This is a genomic window from Proteus sp. PR00224 (assembly GCF_016238105.1).
Lineage (GTDB): Bacteria > Pseudomonadota > Gammaproteobacteria > Enterobacterales > Enterobacteriaceae > Proteus.
This window is the reverse complement of record NZ_JAEHQU010000004.1, coordinates 1-16528: the sequence shown is the minus strand read 5'-3', so window position 1 is coordinate 16528 and position 16528 is coordinate 1. Positions and strand designations below refer to the sequence as shown.

The following is a 16528-nucleotide window of genomic DNA, read 5'->3' as shown; positions in this document are numbered from 1 at the left end:
TTGAGGCAATATACGCACTTTTGAACACAAGGATGCGTCATGACAATTTATGACCTAAAACCCAAATTTCAATCTCTATTGCGCCCTTATGTAGAACAGTTATTCACAAAAGGGATCACCGCAAATCAGGTCACGCTCTCGGCTTTACTGTTATCCATTGCCGTTGGTGGGTTACTTTTACTTTATCCTTCCCCTCGTTTATTTTTATTACTCCCTTTTGTCCTCTTTTTTCGTATGGCGCTTAATGCCATAGATGGCATGCTTGCACGAGAACATAATCAAAAAAGTGCGCTTGGGGCGATATTAAACGAAGCCAGTGATGTTATTTCAGACATTGCACTCTATCTACCTTTTGCTTTTATTTTTCCACAAGCCTACTGGTGGATCATGCTGACACTTTTTTTAATGATAATGACTGAGTTCTTAGGCGTTTTAGCCCAAACTATTAATGCTTCTCGTCGTTATGATGGCCCGATGGGAAAAAGTGATAGAGCTTTTATTTTTGGTGCTATTGCGTTTTTTATCGGATTATTCCCCTCACTGACATTATCAGAAAGCACACATTATCTTTTTATTATTATTAATTTATTACTTTTGTTGACTTGTTATCACCGAATTCATCGCGCACTAAAAGAAGCAACGATGACAGATAAAGATAAGGATACATCGTTATGAATCAACAGCCGCAATATCAAACTCAAAGGAATATGATTGAGTCTGAATTTACCACCAGCGATAAGACACCGTTGTATTATCGTCATTGGCCGGCTCAAATTACCACTGAGCCAAAAGCAATTATTTTATTTCACCGAGGACATGAGCACTCAGGCCGTGTTGCTCATCTCGTTGATGAGCTAGATCTTCCTGATTTTTCAATGTTTGCTTGGGATGCTCGTGGGCATGGTAAAAATGAAGGTGCTCGTGGTTATAGCCCATCAATGGGAACATCAATAAAAGATATAGACGAATTCGTTCATTACGTTTCTTCTAACTATAATATTCCAATGGAGAATATTCTGGTTGTTGGTCAAAGTGTAGGTGCCGTTTTAGTTACTGGTTGGGTACACGATTACGCTCCCAAAATTCGTGGCATGGTGCTAGCTTCTCCTGCATTTAAAGTGAAATTATATGTTCCTTTTGCACGTACAGGTCTTGCCTTAATGCAAAAAGTTCGCGGGCTTTTTTATGTTAATTCGTATGTGAAAGCGAAATACCTAACCCATGACCAAAGTCGTATCGACTCTTTTAACCAAGACTCACTAATCACTCGCCCTATTGCTGTCAATATTTTATTAGAGCTTTATAAAACAGCAGATCGTGTTGTTGAAGACGCAAACGCGATTACTTTACCAACACAGTTATTTATTTCAGGCAATGATCATGTTGTTCACGCCAAGCCTCAACATCTTTTCTATGAACGTTTAAACACATCAATTAAAGAAAAACATGTTCTACCAGGCTTTTACCACGATACCTTAGGTGAGAAAGATAGAGTTATCCCTATCAATAAAATGCGCAGTTTTATTGAAAAATTATTTGCACAACCACTTTATCAACATGATTACCAATATGAAGATACTTGGAGCCATAGTGCAGATGTTTATCGCACATTACAAACCCCTCTTCCTACATATTGTCCAAAAAGACTTTATTACAAAATACTTAGCCGTTCTATGAGCACTTTAGGTAAAGCATCTGAAGGTGTTGCTCTGGGTTACGATAAAGGTTTTGATTCTGGATCAACTCTGGATTATGTCTATCGTAATCAACCGCAGGGAAAAGGCTTATTTGGTCGTGTCGTTGATAGACAATATTTAAATAGTATTGGTTGGCAAGGCATTCGCCAACGAAAAATTAATATTGAAAATACAATTCGTTATGCCATTCGCCAATTAATACAAAATAATATGCCTGTGCATATTATGGATATCGCCGCAGGACAAGGTCGCTATCTTTTTGATGCTGTTAATGATTATGGTAAGGTCGATTCGATTTTAATGCGCGATTATAGCGCTATTAACGTTGAACAAGGCAGAATGGTGATTAAAGAACGTCACTTAGAAGATAAAGTGCGTTTTGAAGAAGGTAACGCTTTTGATGCAGAAAGCTTGAGTACTGTTTCGCCTTCACCAACATTAGGTATTGTCAGCGGGCTCTATGAATTATTCCCTGAAAATCATCTGTTAAAAGAGTCTTTAAAAGGGCTATCGCAAGCCATACCAAGTGGCGGTTTATTAATTTATACCTGTCAACCTTGGCACCCCCAACTTGAAATGATTGCGCGTGTATTACCGAGTCACCAAAATGGACAACCTTGGATCATGCGTTGCCGTAGTCAGGGTGAAATGGATGCTTTAGTTAATGAAGCTGGTTTTGAGAAGTTAGATCAACAAATTGATCATTGGGGTATTTTCAGTGTATCAATAGCAAAACGTCGCTAACGGAATGCACCATCAATAACTGAGCTATCGCTATATGGCAACATATAGCGATAGTTTTAAGTTGTTGTAAAAATAGAAACATAAACAAAGAAAGGAATTTTAGTATGGGTGGAACCCAACACACTCAAATAACATCATCGAGAAAAAGTATCTGGCTTGCTGGTATTGTATGGCTGTTGTTTCTTGCCCCATTTTTCTATTTAACTTATATGCAAGTTAACACTTACACTTCCACTTTATCTGATGTTCCTTCTTTTGTTTATTCGTGGGAAAAAGCGATTCCCTTTTTACCTTGGACAATCATTCCTTATTGGAGTGTGAATATTGCCTATGGTATTTCACTGATTATTTGTACAACATTGAGAGAACAATTTATACATGGGCTACGTTTAATTGTGGCCTCTCTTATTGCTTGTGCTGGTTTTTTATTATTTCCTTTAAAATTTAGTTTTATTCGCCCAACAACAGAAGGATTTTCTGGTTGGTTATTTACCCAATTAGAAGGTTTTGATTTACCTTATAATCAAGCTCCTTCTTTGCACATTATCTTATTGTGGATACTTTGGTTACGTTTTCGCGCACATACGCCTAAATCATGGCAATGGTTTTTAAATTTATGGTCATTGCTTATTGCTGTTTCTGTACTGACAACATGGCAGCATCACTTTATTGATATTATTACAGGCTTTGGTGTTGGCGTATTTATCTGTTATTTATTGCCAATAAATTCACGTTGGAAATGGCATTTTACTGGCAGCAGACGCAGTTTACGTATTGGTAAAAACTATGCGTTATCAGCAATGGTGTTCTACCTGTTATCTTTTGGTTTACAAGGTTTCTTTTGGGTTTTTCTCTGGCCTGCAATCACATTAACTTTTGTGACTTTAGGTTATTTAGGGGCTGGAGCTTCTATTTTTCAAAAAAATGCACAGGGTGAAATTCCCCTTTCTGCACAGATAATCCTATTACCTTATCGCTTTTTTGCTTGGTGTACTTATCGCTATTATTTAACTTGCTGCCAAACACCCAGTTTAGTAACTGAAGGTATTTTATTAGGTGGACGCCCACTTTATAAATTAAAAGCAAATGCAGTTTTTGATTTAACCTGTGAATGGCCAAGAAACAAATTTAGCCAAAATCAGCTTTATTTAGCCCAACCTCAAATCGATTTATTACCATTATCTCCAGATGATATCAGCAAAGCCATGTTGTCTATGGAACAACTTAGCCAAGTAGGTACTGTTTATATTCATTGCAAATTAGGCTATTCACGCAGTGCAACCATTGCGGTTGCATGGCTCGTTTACAATGGCACAGTAGATACTTTGGAAGACGCAATAAAACAGGTGTATCAAACACGCCCTCAAGTGATCTTAAATTCAGAAACACAAGAGGCATTACAAATTTGGTATTCACGTTTCCAACAAAATAGATAACGAGGCAACTATGCTGACAACAAAAACTAGCGGTAAAGTCATTGTGTCTTTAACTCAAAGTTGGCGCTACTTACTGCTGTTATCACTGTTACCTTATATAAGCACATTGCCTGTATTTAGCCTTTATTTTCACAATAAATTGGCTTTCTTTGTTGCTTCTCTTTTATTTTTATTTACTCAATATCATCTTTTTCGTTTATGGCTTGATAGCCATTTTTTTCAAGCTCTTTATCGTTATCAAGACGATGTTAGTTTTGATGAAAGTCTCTCTATATTATTTCCTAAACGTCCCCAAAAACAGATTATGGAAGCCCGTTGGCTAGGGACTAAACGCCTATTTTCTTTTGCCGTGATTGGCGTTTCAATTCAATGGATATGGTGTTTGGCTATGCTCTTTTTTACGCTTTTTAGTTATTAACAAGCAAAACCCAATGTTTATTTATTATATAAAACAATATGTTATAAAAATATATTCTAAGGTTTTGTATCAAATTAATTGAACATCTCTATCACAGTAATTCTTTTCTCAAAAAAATGACTCATGTTACTATCATTTACCTTACAAATGATTTGTTACGAGTATTATGGAAAACACCGCACCACAAACATCGCTAAGCAAAGGTCTTATTTTACTTATGGCGGTTGCCACAGGTATGGTTGTTGCCAGTAACTACTATGCACAACCTCTACTTGATTCAATCGCAAACTATTTCCACATATCTGCTACTTTGGCTGGATTTATTGTCACCACCGCACAATTAAGTTATGCCATAGGGTTAATGTTATTAGTGCCTCTTGGCGATATTTTTGAACGTCGCTCACTCATTATTACCATGACATTAATTTCAGCAAGTGGCCTATTAATTACCGCCATGGCATCTAATATTTGGGTGATGTTAATAGGAACTGCACTCTCAGGCATGTTCTCCGTTGTAGCTCAAATTCTTGTTCCTTTTGCTGCAACGCTTGCCGCGCCACATCAACGTGGAAAGGCTGTCGGAACGATTATGAGTGGCCTTTTACTCGGGATCTTACTGGCGAGAACCGCATCTGGGTTAATGGCGTCATTTACTAATTGGCAGGGTATTTTCTGGATAGCCAGTATTTTTCTGGCGATTTTAGCCATCACCTTATGGCGCTGTTTACCCACTTATAAAAGTGAAACCAACTTAAATTATTTCCAATTGCTAGGTTCTATTTTCAAATTATTTGCAACAACTCCCATATTAAGAACTCGCTCATTAGTTGGTGCGCTTATTTTTGCTCACTTTGGTTTATTGTGGACCTCAATGGCCTTTTTATTGGCTTCTGATCCTTTTAATTACTCGGATGCTGTGATTGGTTTATTTGGTCTTGTAGGTGCCGCAGGTGCATTAATGGCGGGTAAAGCGGGTGTATTAGTAGATAAAGGAAAAGGCAAGAAAACCACCACAGTAGGATTAATCATCCTCTTTCTTTCTTGGGGTTTTATCATTGTTGCACCTTATTATCACTGGGTTGGGCTCATCAGCTTTATTATTGGCGTTGTCCTGCTAGACTTAGCTGTTCAGGGTGTTCATGTCACCAATCAGAGCACCATATACCGTATTTTACCTGATGCTAGAAACCGCCTGACTGCCGCTTATATGACAAGTTATTTTATTGGTGGTGCGCTAGGATCTTTACTATCAGGTTATGCTTATCATCAATATGGATGGACAGGTGTTTCTATCGCCGGATTAGTCATTGGTGTTATCGGTCTGATTGTTTGGTTTTTAGGTTATAAAAATGATCCAATAATCCACGCCGAATAATTTTTAGACCCAAGGATGGGTTATATTATTTCTTCACCCCCCCACTAATCAGAATAAAATATGAATGTTTTAACAGCGTGATTACTATTAATGTATATCATCATCCCATTCTTTATTAAGAAAATTATATCAATCCACCCAATAAAGCACTGTATAAATAATTTCATTTCGATACTATCTACATAACAACCATTGATAGTGATAATAAATTTATTACGTGTTTTATCGTAAAAAATGATCCCTTTTTTCGCAAATAGACTACTATTCATTGTCAGATAAGTGATAAATTGATTTTATTAACTTATTGCAAAGAGATAAGTACCTATCTTTTTTTTGTGTTATCATTCAGAAAATTTATGAATCAGGTAACATAATCAAAAAAACATAGTGACTATAAATAATAAAAATTGCTAAATTGTGTGTTTAATATACCATTTAACATGTTGATAACAAAATTATCCTAATTTTCGAAACTAACAAGGTGTCTAAAAATGGAAAGCTCATTTACGCCAACAGAAGAATTACTAAACACTCGCGCTACACAACAGAAATCGCTTAACAAAGATATTCCTTATCAAGAAATTTTGTTAACTCGCCTTTCTATGCATGTTCAAAGCAAACTTCTTGAAAGTCGTAATAATATGTTGAAGTCTCAGGGTATTAACGAGACATTATTTATGGCACTAATGATTTTAGATACGACAGAAAATCGTAGTATTCAACCATCAGAATTAAGTGCAGCTTTGGGCTCTTCAAGAACAAATGCAACCCGTATTGCTGATGAACTTGAAAAGCAAGGTTGGATTGAACGTCGTGAAAGTCATAATGACCGCCGTTGTTTACATCTCCATTTAACTGATGCAGGTGAAGAGTTTTTAAATAGCTTATTACCACCGCAGCATCAGTGTTTAAAACAAATCTGGTCTGTATTAGATCAATCCGAACAAAGACAGCTTGAAACGCTAATGCGTAAGTTATTATTACAATTAGATACTTTGGCTGAAAAAGGTTGTGAATAAGTAGCATAATAAATAGTTTTATTGATCTAATCCTATTTACGCCATAAATCGGCAAACATACTTACCCATTAGCATTTATAATTTACCTTCACGCTAATAATTATTCTAAGATTGACTTTATAATTATGTTTCCAGTTTTAATACTGGAAACATATCTAATGATGTTTTTCTGGTTTTATGGAGATCTTCTAAATGAGTGTTAATGAGGAAAATACCCCCCCTCAGGCTCCCATTCGCAATAAAAAACGAACTCGCCGAAATGTTCTACTGTTGCTAACTATCCTATTTATTGTTGCTGGCGCAGCTTACACAGCTTATTGGTTTTTGGTGCTAAGACATCATGAAACGACAGATAATGCTTATGTGACTGGCAATCAAATCATGGTGATGCCACAGATTTCTGGTTCTGTTACCACCGTTTATGTGGATAACACTGATTTTGTAAAAGCGGGTGAACCCTTAGTTTTATTAGATTCAAGTGATGAAAAACTGGCATTAGAAAAAGCAAAAACAGCATTAGCTAATAGTGTTCGCCAAATGCATCAGCAAATCATCAACGGCCGTCAATTAAAAGCAAACATCGTTTTACGCGAAACAGAGCTCACTAAATTACAGAATGATCTTCGTCGCCGTGAAGTTTTAGGCGAACGCAATGTTATTGGTAAAGAAGAACTTCAACACGCCAGAGAAGCTGTTTCTACTGCAAGAGCGGCTTTAGAAGTTGCAAGAGAGCAATATAATGCTAACCAGGCAATTATATTAAATACACCAATTGCAAAACAACCCTCTGTTTTACAAGCATCAACTGATGTTCGTAATGCATGGCTTGCCTTAGAACGTACTAAAATTTTAAGCCCAACAGATGGCTATGTTTCACGTCGTAGCGTTCAAGTTGGCGCACAAGTCTCACCAGGTAAACCGTTAATGGTCGTTGTTCCTGTAACGGGTATGTGGATTGATGCCAATTTTAAAGAAACCCAGCTCGCCAATATGCGTATTGGCCAACCAGCAAAAATCACAACAGATTTTTACGGCAAAAAAGTTATTTATCACGGTACGGTATTAGGTTTAGATATGGGAACAGGGAGTGCTTTCTCATTATTACCTGCGCAAAATGCCAGTGGTAACTGGATAAAAGTCGTTCAACGTTTACCCGTTCGTATTTCATTAGATGAAAAAGAATTAGCAGAAAAACCATTACGTATTGGTCTTTCTTCTGAAGTGACTGTCGATACGATTAACCTTGATGGAAAAGTATTATCACACAGCGAACGCCAAACACCTGCTTACCATACTGATGCTTTAACCATTGATATGTCAGAGATTAATAAACTGATCAATGAAATCATTGAACAAAATGCAGGACAATAAAGGCGAGGTGTAAAGGTGATCAAAGAGCCATTACAAGGAGGAAAACTTGCTTTAATGACCATCGCCCTTGCGTTGGCAACCTTTATGCAAGTTCTCGATTCTACAATCGCTAACGTAGCCATTCCAACTATTGCAGGAAACTTAGGTGCCTCTAACTCACAGGGGACTTGGGTTATTACCTCTTTTGGTGTGGCGAATGCTATTTCTATCCCAATTACAGGTTGGTTAGCAAAACGTATTGGTGAAGTTCGACTCTTTATGTGGTCAACGGCACTTTTTGCGTTAACCTCTTGGCTTTGTGGTATTTCGCAAAGTCTTGAAATGCTTATTTTCTTTCGTGTGCTTCAAGGTTTAGTAGCTGGACCACTTATTCCTTTGTCACAAAGTTTGTTATTGAATAACTATCCACCAGCAAAACGAAATATGGCGCTTGCACTATGGTCAGTGACTATTGTTGTTGCACCGATTTTAGGCCCTATCTTAGGTGGTTACATCAGCGATAACTATCATTGGGGATGGATATTCTTTATTAACGTTCCATTTGGTGTGTTGATTATTATGTGTATATCAAACACCTTATCTGGGCGCGAAACAAAAACTGAAATTAAACCAATAGATACCATTGGCCTTGTTTTACTCGTCGTGGGTATAGGTGCTTTGCAAATCATGCTTGATCAGGGTAAAGAGCTCGATTGGTTTAATTCAACAGAAATTATAGTCCTCACTATTGTGGCGGTGGTCGCACTTAGCTTCTTAATTGTTTGGGAGTTAACAGACGATCATCCAGTGATAGATCTTTCACTCTTTAAGAGTCGAAACTTTACCATTGGTTGCGTCACACTCAGCCTCGCCTATATGATCTATTTTGGTACTATTGTTTTATTGCCACTACTTTTACAAGAAGTCTTTGGCTATACAGCAACATGGGCTGGATTAGCATCAGCATCCGTAGGTTTATTGCCTTTAATTATCACACCAATTATAGGTAAGTTTGGTGGTAAAGTGGATTTACGTTATATCATCAGCTTTAGCTTTATTATGTTTTCTGTGTGTTTTTATTGGCGAGCTTATACCTTCGAACCAGGAATGGACTTTGCCACTGTGGCATGGCCACAATTCTGGCAAGGTTTAGCAGTTGCGTGTTTCTTTATGCCATTAACGACAATGACATTATCTGGGTTACCACCAGAAAAAATGGCATCAGCGTCAAGTCTTTCGAACTTCTTAAGAACATTGGCAGGGGCAATTGGCGCATCGTTAACCACAACAATTTGGACACAAAGAGAATCACTTCACCATGAAACCTTTGTAGAAAAAATTAATCCACTCGATCCAGATTCGCAAATGGCGTACCAACAAATGAATGATCTGGGTCTTTCAAATGAACAAGCGTCAGCGTATTTAGCTAAGACTATTACAGAACAGGGATTGATTATTTCAGCCAATGAAATTTTTTGGTTAGCAGCAGGTATTTTTCTTATCATGATGATTGTGGTTTGGTTTGCTAAACCGCCATTCTCACCAGGAAAATAATGCTATTAGCGTAGATCTTATAAATAAAAATCCCGCTTAAAAATCATAATGATTAAGCGGGATTTTTTATTCTTTAAAGCAATAAAGCGATTAGCCTTGGTGCTGACGCCACCATTCTGCTAATAACACACCAGAAGCCACTGAGACGTTTAAACTTTCAACGTGCCCAGTACCACCGATGTAAATGCTCATATCACCTTGATTTAATGTGCTTTCACTTAAGCCATCTTTCTCTTGACCTAAGATCAGTACCATTTTCGCTGGTAATTGTGCTTTTGATAATGGCACACTGCCTTTATGGCTTGATGTTGCCACCAGCGTATAACCCGCTTTTTTAAATTTATCTAAAGTTTGAGCAAAGTTATCAGCATCAATACCTTGGATATATTCAGCACCACCTTCTGCGGTACGAACAGCAGCACCAGATTCTAATACAGCGGAATCAGGAGAGATAACCCCTTTCACACCAAAGTGCGCACAACTACGCATAATTGCACCGACGTTATGTGGATTTCCCACATCTTCAAGTGCTAAAACGCAATCATGTTCAGGTGCATCTTTCAAATAGGTTTCTGCATCATGACCAACACGTTTTTTAATTAAGAAGCATACGCCACCATGGTGATCGGTACGAGCCGCTTTGACCATCTCTTCTTCTTCAACAACATGATAGGCTTTACGATTTGCAGCCATCCATTTTAGTGCATCACGAAAACGTGGTGTCACATCTTGTAAAAACCAAGCACGAACAATAGCATCAGGACGATTTTTAAACATAGCCTGACACGCATTTTCACCATAAATGCGCGTTTCTTCTAAACGTTGGCGGCGCAACTGTTCAGGATCGATTTGGCTCTTACCAGTAATGCCATCGTGCTCTTTAATTGCCTCTTCGCCAGCAGGGCGAGAAACTGTTTTCCATGGAGAAAAACTTCCGCCTTCGCTATCGCGAGAAGGTTTTGATTCATTACGTGATGCGCCACGCCCTGAAGGCTTACCTGCACCGCGGTCATCACGACGAGAAAATTTGTTATCACCACGTCTGTTATCGCGATTTTTATCGTCGCGGTTATCACCACGTCTATTATCACGATTTTTGTCGTCACGGTTATCACCGCGTTTGTTATCACGGCTATCACCACGACCATTTTCAGGACGGCGGGATGGTTTTTTAGGTTTATTATCGGCATTGTCCTCACTACGGACATACATTACTTTTACCTTGCCGTTTTTACCTTCATAAGAATCGTTCATTTGTCTCTCCAACTGCAATAGGGGCGCAGATTACATGATAGTTTAGCAACTGTCACCGAGAGAATCACGCACAGGAATCGATAAACTAATCAGGATCAATTGATAATTAACTCCATCTCATGCATAACCAATATATCAGTATGATTTTTATGATAAAAACAGACTGAATAGTTTGTTTGTTTTGAACATGATAATATTCGATTCTTTTTTATGAGTATTGGTCAATCTGTTATGCGTGACAATGCAGTCTCTCGACTTCGTCAATATCGACTTTCGATTTCGACTCGCCCTTTTAAAGCACGAGGTTTTCGTACCAAACGTTGCTCTTTTTGCTTATTACCTGAAAAACAATGTCTTTGTGACACGATTGTCAATCAACCTGCAAAAAGCCAATTTTGTTTATTGATGTATGACACCGAAGTGATGAAGCCAAGTAATACGGGGAAATTAATTGCCGACGTATTGCCAAACACGCAGGCTTTTTTATGGTCCCGAACCGCTCCAGAACAGGCCTTGCTTGATCTAATCAATACACCAGATCGGCAAGCTTATGTTGTCTTCCCTGAAAGCTATGCGTCAAATGAACGTGTTGTATACAACCAACTCCCTGCAAATAGCAAACCACCTTTGTTTATTCTCCTTGATGGCACTTGGAGTGAAGCACGCAAAATGTTTCGCAAAAGCCCTTATCTCAATTCATTACCCCTCTTTTCTTTAAATGAGGCAAGTAAATGTGAGTACATACTTCGCCAAGCAGCAAGGGAAGATCAACATTGTACAGCAGAAGTTGCAGCTTCTATTTTAGAGAATGTCGGCGATATTCAAGCCTCACAACAACTTTTTTCTCATTTTAGTTACTTTCGTCAACAATATTTACTTGGAAAACCAGACCGGAGTCAGGCAAAAGAAGATCAAATCAGCTACATTGAATAGCAGTTGATAATGAAACTCTGGAGTGGATATGAGCCAACGAGGTCTTGAAGCACTATTACGTCCTAAATCTATTGCGGTGATCGGTGCCTCTGAAAAATTAGGTCGAGCAGGAACCACCATGATGAAAAATTTGCTCAGTGGTGGATTTAATGGCCCAGTGTTTCCGATTAATCCTTCTCGTGGTTCTGTCTCTGGTGTTTTCACTTATCCTTCTATTGATAAATTGCCTCAAGTTCCTGATCTCGCGATTATTTGTACACATCATCGTCGCAACCTTGAGCTACTAAAACAATTAGGTGGATCTGGTTGCAAAGCCGTGATTGTGCTTTCTGCACAACCTGAACAATTTCAGCCAATAAAATTACTTTGTCAGCAATATCATATCCGTTTACTTGGCCCAAATAGTTTGGGGCTTTTAGCACCGTGGCAAGGTTTAAATGCCAGCTTTTCACCTCTTCCCGTTAAAAAAGGAAAGTTAGCTTTTATTTCGCAATCAGCGGCTGTCGCCAACACGATTTTAGATTGGGCTTATTATCGTAATATCGGCTTTTCCTATTTTATTGCGCTAGGTGATAATCAAGATATCCAAGTCGATGATTTATTAGATTTTCTAGCAAGGGACAGTAAAACCAGTGCTATTTTATTGCATCTCGAACATATAAAAGATGCACGACGATTTATGTCAGCATCTCGTAGTGCTTCGCGTAATAAACCCATTCTGGTGATAAAAAGTGGTCGTACTCAAAAAGCTCAACTGTTATTGGGCGATACACCGAGTTATGACGTGGCTTATGATGCCGCTTTTCAACGTGCGGGTTTATTACGAGTACAAGATACCCATGAGATGTTTTCTGCCGTTGAAACACTTAGCTATATGACGCCTTTAAAAGGCGAAAGATTAATGATTATGAGTAATGGCTCTGCACCTGCTGCAATGGCAGTTGATGAGCTATTTTTGCATTCAGGAAAGCTCGCACAACTTACAGATGAAACAAAACAAAAACTACAAAGTGTTATTCAAGAAGAAAATGCCATTCGCAACCCGCTAAACTTAGGTGATGATACAACGGTTGAACGTTATATTTTGGCATTGAATTGTTTGTTAGATAGCCATGATCATGATGCTTTACTCCTTATTCACACACCAAGTGCCATTGCTCCTAGCATTGAAACTGCGCAACGAGTCATAGAAGCCATCAATAAACACCCTCGACGTAAATGGCTTACCGTTTTCACTAACTGGGGCGGAGAGTATTCCTCTCAGCAATCACGCAAATTATTTAGTGAAGCAGGAATTCCAACCTATCGAACACCTGAAGGTGCCGTCACTGCATTTATGCATATGGTGGAATATCGCCGTAACCAGAAGCAGTTAAAAGAGACACCGGCATTACCTTTAGATGTCAAAATGAATACGCAACAAGCACATCGTTGCATTGAAGAGGCATTAAAAAATAAGCAATATCGATTAGACACACACCAAGTTCAGCCAATTATGGAAGCTTACGGCTTTAATACTCTTCCTACTTGGATTGCCCATAATGCACAAGAAGCTGTCAATATTGCTGAAAAGATTGGTTATCCTGTTGCGCTGAAGTTGCGTTCTCCTGATATCCCTCATAAGTCCGAAGTACAAGGTGTTATGCTTTATCTTCGAGACAGTACAGAAGTATCATCAGCAGCTCATGCTATTATAGAGCGTGTTACAGAACTCTACCCTCAAGCACAAATTCAGGGATTATTGGTGCAAAGTATGGCGAATAGAGCTGGCTCTCAAGAACTACGAGTCGCAATAGAGCAAGATCCTATTTTTGGTCCATTAATTGTATTAGGTGAAGGGGGAGTTGAGTGGCAAATAGAAACTAAAGCTGCAGTTGCTTTACCACCTCTTAATATGGCGCTTGCCCGTTATCTAGTTATTAATGCGATAAAAAGCGGAAAAATACAGCCTAGAAGCGCTTTACAGCCTCTAAATATATTAAGTCTAAGCCATTTTTTGGTGCAGGTTTCTCACTTACTTTTAGATTGTCCACAAATTGTCAGATTAGATATTCATCCTCTACTGGCTTCAGGTAATGATTTTACACTACTCGATGTCGCGATGGAGTTAGCGCCTCTACAAGGCGATCCTCATCAAAGGCTCTCTATTCGCCCTTATCCCAATGAATTAGAAGAAACCTTCTTTCTAAGAGATAACAATCCTTGCTTTATCCGCCCTATTTTGCCGGAAGATGAACCGTTACTTAAAACCTTTATAAACCAAGTAACAAAAGAAGATCTTTATTATCGCTATTTTAGTGAGATCAGTGAGTTTACGCATGACGATCTCGCGAATATGACCCAAATTGACTACGATCGAGAAATGGCTTTTGTTGCAATCCGAAATCCAGAAGATCGGCCTGAAATCATTGGTGTTGCCCGTGCAATGGCAGATCCGGATAATCAGCATGCAGAATTTGCTATTCTTGTGCGTTCTGATTTAAAAGGAAATACTTTAGGTCATCAACTTATGACTAAACTTATCAACTATACTAGAGAACATGGCATTAAACGTTTGACCGCGATAACCATGCCTGAGAATCGCAACATGATAAGTTTAGCGAAAAAACTGGGATTTTCTGTTGAAGTACAATTTGATGAAGGAATAGTCAATCTTGATTTGCAGCTTGGAACATCAAAAGATGGCCCAACGCTATAATCATAAGAGAAAGTTTCTTTATGTGATTGTTCACGCATCCTTTGATAAATTAGCTATATATGATGATTTTATGCGTACATCCCATATAACTAATGTTATGATCAGAAGATCGGTTAAAGAAAATCTACATGGACGATGGCTCCATCTGCCATCATAAACAAGAGAATTAAGCACTGTGATGTTGTCTAAACTAAAACTTGCTAAGCATCAACAACACCTTGCACAACTGCCTAAATTAGCTCAGTCAGTTGCTGATGTTGAAACGCTTTATCAGACGTCCGCGTTTCGCAGCACCTTATTGAAATATATTGCTCAAGCAAAGAAAGAGATCTTTATTACGGCTCTTTACCTAGAGCACGATGAGGCTGGTGAAGAGATCCTTGATGCGCTTTACAGCGCAAAACAACAACGTCCTGAATTATCCATTACAGTTATTGTTGACTGGCACCGTGCTCAACGTGGGCGTATTGGTGTCTCTGCTGATGCAACGAATGCAGATTGGTACTACCACGTTGCACAGCAACACCCTGATGTCGAGATCCCTATTTACGGTATTCCCGTAAACACTCGTGAAGCATTAGGTGTATTACACCTTAAAGGCTTTATCTTTGATGATACGGTTATCTATAGTGGCGCAAGTATTAATAATGTTTATTTGCACAAACTAGATAAATATCGTTATGACAGATATCACATCATCCAAAATAGCGAATTAGCCTCCACAATGAAGCAGTTTATTGTGACTGATCTTTTGCAATCAGAAGCGATTCAACGATTGGATATCAAAGATAGAGTTCGTTGTGCCGAAATTAAAAACTGTATTCGTCAATTTCGTTTCAATTTACGCACTCGTGATGGCTATGATATTAAAGCCAATGCGTCTAACAACGAGCTGGCAGTAACACCTTTAATGGGTTTAGGTAAGAAAAATATCTTAAATAAGACAATTTCTCACCTTATGGCTTCTACTGAAGAAAAGCTTGTTATTTGTACACCTTATTTTAATTTACCTGCGATCCTTGTACGTCAAATCAGTCATTTATTAAGAAATGGCAAGCAAGTCGAAATTATTATTGGTGATAAAACTGCAAATGACTTCTATATTCCACCAGAAGAGCCATTTAAAATTATTGGTGCTCTACCTTATCTCTATGAGATCAATCTGCGTAAATTTACCCAACGTTTCCAACGCTTTATTGATAATGACCAATTAACAGTAAGACTTTGGAAAGATAACGATAATACCTATCACCTAAAAGGCATGTGGGTTGATGATAGCTGGCAATTAATTACTGGTAATAATCTTAATCCGCGTGCATGGGGATTAGATTTAGAAAATGCCATATTAATTCATGATCCTAAGCATGAATTACATGAGCAACGACACAATGAGTTAGCCTGTATTCGCCAACATACTATTGTCGTAAAACATTACCAAGATCTAGAAAATATTAAACTTTATCCTCTAAAAGTGAAGAAATTAATCAAACGATTACGACGTATTCGTGTTGATAGATTAATTAGCCGTATACTTTAAACGCTAACGCTTCCCGTCTTAAAGCCTTACTTAAATATCAGTAAGGCTTTTTTGTTTTCTAAAATTATCTTCTATACTTAATAAGCACTTATATTAAAATATTTTTATCAGTGAAAAGGCTTTTATTTTTTATGAAACTAAGGCTTAAATGTGGTTCTCTGATCATTTTATTATCAATAATGACTTTAACGGGTTGTCAGTCATTTCATTTTGCCAATGATAATTGGCAAGGCAAAGATAAAGCTCAACATTTTTTATTTTCTATGGTTGCTTCAGCGGGCGCAAATGCGTATGCAGATCATCAAAATTATGGTCATAGAGAAGGATTATTAATTGGGCTCTCGTTTTCGATTAGTTTAGGTGCAGCAAAAGAGCTTTATGATAGTCGTCCAGAAGGTACTGGCTGGAGCTGGCATGATTTTGCTTACGATGTTGCGGGAGCTGCGGCGGGTTCATTGCTTTATCAGCAATTAAAATAGTGTTTTATTTCTCAAAAATAAAATAGAGACAGAG

13 protein-coding genes are annotated in these 16528 nt (G+C 38.1%); 12 read left to right on the top strand and 1 reads right to left on the bottom strand.

Features of this window, described 5'->3' with window-relative positions; all coding sequences use genetic code 11:
* Positions 1-39 precede the first annotated feature (39 nt).
* From JEP71_RS08675 to emrB, 8 genes are all read left to right on the top strand, one after another.
* Complete coding sequence (locus JEP71_RS08675) at positions 40-675, top strand: CDP-alcohol phosphatidyltransferase family protein (RefSeq protein WP_198620373.1); 636 nt, start codon at positions 40-42, stop codon at positions 673-675.
* Entirely contained in the window at positions 672-2441 is a 1770-nt protein-coding gene (locus tag JEP71_RS08670; RefSeq protein WP_198626101.1) for a bifunctional alpha/beta hydrolase/class I SAM-dependent methyltransferase, read from the top strand. Before JEP71_RS08675 ends, JEP71_RS08670 begins: the two co-directional genes overlap by 4 nt.
* 104 nt (positions 2442-2545) lie before the next feature.
* Positions 2546-3877 carry a phosphatase PAP2/dual specificity phosphatase family protein gene (locus tag JEP71_RS08665; RefSeq protein ID WP_198626100.1) on the top strand — a complete coding sequence of 444 codons (1332 nt, stop codon included), beginning with the start codon at positions 2546-2548 and terminating at the stop codon, positions 3875-3877.
* A 10-nt stretch (positions 3878-3887) separates the two neighbouring features.
* Positions 3888-4295 (top strand): hypothetical protein, encoded by a 408-nt coding sequence (locus tag JEP71_RS08660; RefSeq protein WP_198626099.1) that lies wholly within the window; start codon positions 3888-3890, stop codon positions 4293-4295.
* A gap of 166 nt (positions 4296-4461) precedes the next feature.
* Positions 4462-5670 (top strand): MFS transporter, encoded by a 1209-nt coding sequence (locus JEP71_RS08655; protein ID WP_198626098.1) that lies wholly within the window; start codon positions 4462-4464, stop codon positions 5668-5670.
* 491 nt (positions 5671-6161) lie between these two features.
* Positions 6162-6689, top strand: coding sequence for a transcriptional repressor MprA (gene mprA / locus JEP71_RS08650; RefSeq protein WP_023581117.1), 528 nt, complete (start codon positions 6162-6164; stop codon positions 6687-6689).
* 192 nt (positions 6690-6881) lie between these two features.
* On the top strand, positions 6882-8060 hold the full coding sequence (gene emrA, locus JEP71_RS08645; protein ID WP_198626097.1) for a multidrug efflux MFS transporter periplasmic adaptor subunit EmrA: 1179 nt from the start codon (positions 6882-6884) through the stop codon (positions 8058-8060).
* A 15-nt stretch (positions 8061-8075) separates the two neighbouring features.
* Complete coding sequence (gene emrB, locus JEP71_RS08640; protein WP_109374058.1) at positions 8076-9593, top strand: multidrug efflux MFS transporter permease subunit EmrB; 1518 nt, start codon at positions 8076-8078, stop codon at positions 9591-9593.
* Positions 9594-9683: 90 nt separating this feature from the next.
* Here the strand turns inward: emrB and JEP71_RS08635 are convergent, their stop codons facing one another.
* The gene (locus JEP71_RS08635; protein WP_100159391.1) at positions 9684-10847 is read right to left on the bottom strand and encodes a tRNA/rRNA methyltransferase; all 1164 of its coding nucleotides are present in this window, start codon (positions 10845-10847) and stop codon (positions 9684-9686) included.
* 231 nt (positions 10848-11078) lie between these two features.
* Between JEP71_RS08635 and JEP71_RS08630 the strand changes: the two genes are divergently transcribed.
* From JEP71_RS08630 to JEP71_RS08615, 4 genes are all read left to right on the top strand, one after another.
* Complete coding sequence (locus JEP71_RS08630; RefSeq protein WP_196534197.1) at positions 11079-11780, top strand: tRNA-uridine aminocarboxypropyltransferase; 702 nt, start codon at positions 11079-11081, stop codon at positions 11778-11780.
* 28 nt (positions 11781-11808) lie between these two features.
* Positions 11809-14478 carry a bifunctional acetate--CoA ligase family protein/GNAT family N-acetyltransferase gene (locus JEP71_RS08625; RefSeq protein WP_198626096.1) on the top strand — a complete coding sequence of 890 codons (2670 nt, stop codon included), beginning with the start codon at positions 11809-11811 and terminating at the stop codon, positions 14476-14478.
* A gap of 178 nt (positions 14479-14656) precedes the next feature.
* Positions 14657-16015, top strand: coding sequence for a CDP-diacylglycerol--serine O-phosphatidyltransferase (gene pssA, locus JEP71_RS08620; RefSeq protein WP_198626177.1), 1359 nt, complete (start codon positions 14657-14659; stop codon positions 16013-16015).
* A 131-nt stretch (positions 16016-16146) separates the two neighbouring features.
* Positions 16147-16494 carry a YfiM family lipoprotein gene (locus JEP71_RS08615; RefSeq protein WP_198620366.1) on the top strand — a complete coding sequence of 116 codons (348 nt, stop codon included), beginning with the start codon at positions 16147-16149 and terminating at the stop codon, positions 16492-16494.
* The last annotated feature ends 34 nt before the right edge of the window (positions 16495-16528 follow it).

Excerpts from the sequence above, each read along its gene's own strand:
- JEP71_RS08675 (WP_198620373.1), top strand. The coding sequence starts at position 40 with ATGACAATTTATGACCTAAAACCCAAATTTCAATCTCTATTGCGCCCT.
- JEP71_RS08670 (WP_198626101.1), top strand. The coding sequence starts at position 672 with ATGAATCAACAGCCGCAATATCAAACTCAAAGGAATATGATTGAGTCT.
- JEP71_RS08665 (WP_198626100.1), top strand. The coding sequence starts at position 2,546 with ATGGGTGGAACCCAACACACTCAAATAACATCATCGAGAAAAAGTATC.
- JEP71_RS08660 (WP_198626099.1), top strand. The coding sequence starts at position 3,888 with ATGCTGACAACAAAAACTAGCGGTAAAGTCATTGTGTCTTTAACTCAA.
- JEP71_RS08655 (WP_198626098.1), top strand. The coding sequence starts at position 4,462 with ATGGAAAACACCGCACCACAAACATCGCTAAGCAAAGGTCTTATTTTA.
- mprA (WP_023581117.1), top strand. The coding sequence starts at position 6,162 with ATGGAAAGCTCATTTACGCCAACAGAAGAATTACTAAACACTCGCGCT.
- emrA (WP_198626097.1), top strand. The coding sequence starts at position 6,882 with ATGAGTGTTAATGAGGAAAATACCCCCCCTCAGGCTCCCATTCGCAAT.
- JEP71_RS08635 (WP_100159391.1), bottom strand. The coding sequence starts at position 10,847 with ATGAACGATTCTTATGAAGGTAAAAACGGCAAGGTAAAAGTAATGTAT.
- JEP71_RS08630 (WP_196534197.1), top strand. The coding sequence starts at position 11,079 with ATGCGTGACAATGCAGTCTCTCGACTTCGTCAATATCGACTTTCGATT.
- JEP71_RS08625 (WP_198626096.1), top strand. The coding sequence starts at position 11,809 with ATGAGCCAACGAGGTCTTGAAGCACTATTACGTCCTAAATCTATTGCG.
- pssA (WP_198626177.1), top strand. The coding sequence starts at position 14,657 with ATGTTGTCTAAACTAAAACTTGCTAAGCATCAACAACACCTTGCACAA.
- JEP71_RS08615 (WP_198620366.1), top strand. The coding sequence starts at position 16,147 with ATGAAACTAAGGCTTAAATGTGGTTCTCTGATCATTTTATTATCAATA.